Below are 3,402 nucleotides of genomic sequence, written 5' to 3'. Positions count from 1 at the left end.
GACCACGCGGCCAACCGCGAGACGGCCGTCGACGCGTTCCAGGTCGCGGCGCGCGCCGGGTCGGGCCTGCTCGTGCTCCCGGAGTACGCGTCGGCCTACGACCCGCGCGGCGTCGGTCCCGAGCACGCCGAGCCCCTCGACGGGCCGTTCGTCACGCTCCTGCGGGAGCGCGCGCGCAAGCACGGCATCGCCGTGATCGCGGGCGTCACGCTGCCGGGCTCGGACGGCGTCCGCGCGGCGAACGCGCTGGTCGTGGTCGACGCCGCCGGCGAGCTCGCCGGGGTGTACCGCAAGGTGCACCTGTACGACGCGTTCGGCTACCAGGAGTCGGAGCTGCTCGAGCCGGGTCCCGCCGACGCCGAGCCGGTCACCCTGCGCCTGGGCGGCCTCACCTTCGGCGTGCTGACCTGCTACGACCTGCGGTTCCCCGAGTCGGCCCGCCGCGTGGTCGACGCCGGGGCGGACGTGCTGGTGTACCCGGCGGCGTGGGTCGCGGGGCCGCTCAAGGCCGAGCACTGGCGCACGCTGCTGACGGCCCGGGCCATCGAGAACACGGCGGTCGTGATCGGCGTCGGCATGACGGGCAAGGGCGTCACCGGCCGCACCCTGCTGGCGGGGCCGGACGGCGTCGTCGGCCTGGAGATGGGCGAGGAGCAGGCCTACCGCACGGTGGACCTGGACCCTGCGCCGCTCGCAGCGGTGCGGCAGACCAACCCGTCGCTGGCCAACCGCCGCTACACCGTCGTCCCCAGCGGCGCCTGAGCGTCTTCGGGCAGCGCCGAATGACGTGGGCAGGCGCGGGCCGCGCGAGCACCATGGCTCCATCCGTCGTCGGAGGGAGCGGGTCATGGTGGTCGGCAGGAGGTTCTCGTCGAGCGTTCGCGCACTCGCGTCGGCGGCGCTCGCCCTGGGCGTGGCGGGTGCCACGGTGACGCCGGCCTCCGCCGTCGGGCAGCCCGGCGCGGCGGACGGCGGCGCAGGGTACCGGCCCGTACCCGTCGTCTACGACTCCGACCTGGACTTCGACGACGCCGCGACCCTGCTGTACCTGTGCCAGGCCGACAAGCAGGGGCTGATCGACCTGCGCGCCGTCACGGTGGTGAACAACGGCGTCGGCACGCCGGGCCGGTCGCTCACCCACGCGCGCACCATCCTGGCCGGCTGCGGCCTGGCCGACGTGCCGGTCGCGGACGGGTCACCGGACTGGGTCAACGAGCCGCCGCCCGAGGCGCGCGAGCTGTTCGAGCAGGTGCTGTCGGGCGCGCTCGGCGACGCGGACACGCCCGACGTGCCCGGTCCGACGTCGGCCGCGGAGCTGATCGCCCGCACGGTGAAGGCCGCACGGACCCCGGTGACCGTGCTGGCCACAGGGCCGCTGAGCAACGTGTCCGCCGCGCTGGACCGGATGAGCCCGCGCGCGCTGCGCGACCGGCTGGGGCGCGTAGTCGTCATGGGCGGGGCGTTCGACGTGGGCGGCAACCTGTTCGGCTCCACGACCGGCGGGTTCGACAACACCCAGGAGGTGAACATGTGGATCGACCCGGTCGCGGCCGACCACGTGCTGGCCACCGTGCCGCGGGCCCGCGTGAGCGTGGTGGGGCTGGACGCGACCAACCACGTGCCGATCACGCAGGACTTCGTGGACCAGCTGGGGGCGCGGGCCACGAGCTACGAGGCCCGCACGGTGCACGCCATCGTGACGCAGCCGGGCATGCCCGAGCTGATCGGGCAGGGGGTCATGTTCTGGTGGGACGCCCTGGCGGCCGTGTCGCTCGTGACCGGGCAGGGCGTGGACTACCGGGTGCGCCCGGTCGACGTGGTGCTGGACGGTCCGTCGTCGGGCCGCACGGTGAGCGTTGCCGGCGGGACGCCGCAGCGGGTGGGCACGACGGCGGACGGCGCACTCTTCGAGGACCTGTTCCTCGACGGGCTCGAGGGCCCTCAGACGGCGAGGTTGGCCAGGTAGATCGCGATCACGTGGCACGCGAACCCGAGCACGGTGCACACGTGGAAGATCTCGTGGAAACCGAACCAGGCCGGGCTGGGGTCGGGCTTCTTGGTGCCGTAGACGACGGCGCCGGCCGTGTAGAAGACGCCGCCCGCGGCGATGAGCCAGACGACGGCCGGGCCGCCGGTGGCCCAGAACTGGCCCATGTAGGCGACGGCGACCCAGCCGAGGGCGAGGTAGACCGGCACGTAGACCCAGCGGGGCGCGTTCAGCCAGAAGATCCGGGCCAGCAGCCCGAGCAACGCGCCGCTCCACACGAGCGCGAGCAGGATCGTGCCCTGGTCGCGGGGCAGGAGCATCACCGCGAGCGGCGTGTAGGTGCCCGCGATGATCAGGAAGATGTTCGTGTGGTCGAGCCGGCGCAGCACCGCCTCGGTCCGCGGGGACCAGTTGCCGCGGTGGTAGACCGCGGAGACGCCGAAGAGCAGGCAGGCGCTCAGGGCGAACACGGACGCGGAGATCTTGCCGGGGACGGTCGGGGCCAGGGCGATCAGCACGATGCCGGCCGCGAGGGCGAGCGGGAAGGTGCCGGCATGGATCCAGCCGCGCAGGCGTGGCTTGACCTTTTTCTCGACCTTCTCGACGGTCGAGGACACCGAGGTGGAGATGTCCTGCAGCGTCTCCGAGACCTTGTGCGTGACCTCGTCCAGGCGGCTGGCCGGACGGTCGGGCCCGTCTGCTCCTGAGACCACGTGCACTCCTCACCGTCGGCGACCGGTGCCCTCCGGGTGACGGGGCACAACCTACGGTCGCGTAACTTACTCTAGCGTAGGTTTGGGCGCGGGTTGCCGGACAGGGGCCTTGTGAAGATCCTGCGCCGGGTTGGCGGGAGTCGCCCGTCCGGAGCCCCGCAACGCCGCTGGGCGGCGGGGACGTACGTGTTCGAGGGGTACCTTTGTCCCCGTCCTGCCGGGCGCAGAGCCCAGCGTCAGAGCTGCCGTCCGGACCGCGCACAGCGGGCCGACGGCCCCGAATCCCTGAGGTATCCGTGCGCCTGCCCAGCCCGCTGTACCGCCTCTACGAGCGACGCCTCGCGTCCGCCCTGCACGGCGCAACACTGCCCCGGCACATCGGCGTCATGCTCGACGGCAACCGCCGCTGGGCGCGCTCGTTCGGTGAGACGGCAGCCACCGGGCACCGCCGCGGCGCCGACAAGATCACCGAGTTCCTGGGCTGGGCCGACTCGCTCGGCATCGAGGTCGTCACGCTGTGGATGCTCTCCACGGACAACCTGAGCCGGTCGGCCGACGAGCTGAGCAACCTGCTGGACATCATCGAGGACGCCGTGACCGACCTCGCCGAGTCGGGCCGCTGGCGCCTGCGCGTCATCGGACGGCTCGACCTGCTCCCCGCGCGCCTGGCCGCCGCCCTGCGCGCCGCCGCGGACCGCACCG

At 73.3% G+C, this 3,402-nt stretch carries 4 protein-coding genes; 3 read left to right on the top strand and 1 reads right to left on the bottom strand.

All coding sequences use genetic code 11. From position 1 onward, the window contains the following. Positions 1-762: carbon-nitrogen hydrolase family protein (locus tag PROKR_RS17215; RefSeq protein WP_036965037.1), on the top strand; the 762-nt coding region annotated here is incomplete at its 5' end. An 85-nt stretch (positions 763-847) separates the two neighbouring features. Next, the gene (locus PROKR_RS17210) at positions 848-1,966 is read left to right on the top strand and encodes a nucleoside hydrolase (protein WP_036965036.1); all 1,119 of its coding nucleotides are present in this window, start codon (positions 848-850) and stop codon (positions 1,964-1,966) included. Here the strand turns inward: PROKR_RS17210 and trhA are convergent. Further along, a complete protein-coding gene (trhA, locus tag PROKR_RS17205; protein WP_084800503.1) occupies positions 1,942-2,700 on the bottom strand; it encodes a PAQR family membrane homeostasis protein TrhA in 759 nt (252 codons plus the stop codon). The two genes, PROKR_RS17210 and trhA, sit on opposite strands and share 25 nt — an antisense overlap. Positions 2,701-2,996: 296 nt before the next feature. Between trhA and PROKR_RS17200 the strand changes: the two genes are divergently transcribed. Then, the coding region (locus tag PROKR_RS17200; protein WP_036965035.1) for an undecaprenyl diphosphate synthase family protein at positions 2,997-3,402 on the top strand (406 nt) is incomplete at its 3' end.

It is taken from the genome of Promicromonospora kroppenstedtii DSM 19349, from assembly GCF_000515355.1.
Taxonomy (GTDB): domain Bacteria; phylum Actinomycetota; class Actinomycetes; order Actinomycetales; family Cellulomonadaceae; genus Promicromonospora; species Promicromonospora kroppenstedtii.
Note: the sequence above shows the minus strand (reverse complement) of the source record. Positions and strands in the feature narration are given on the sequence as shown.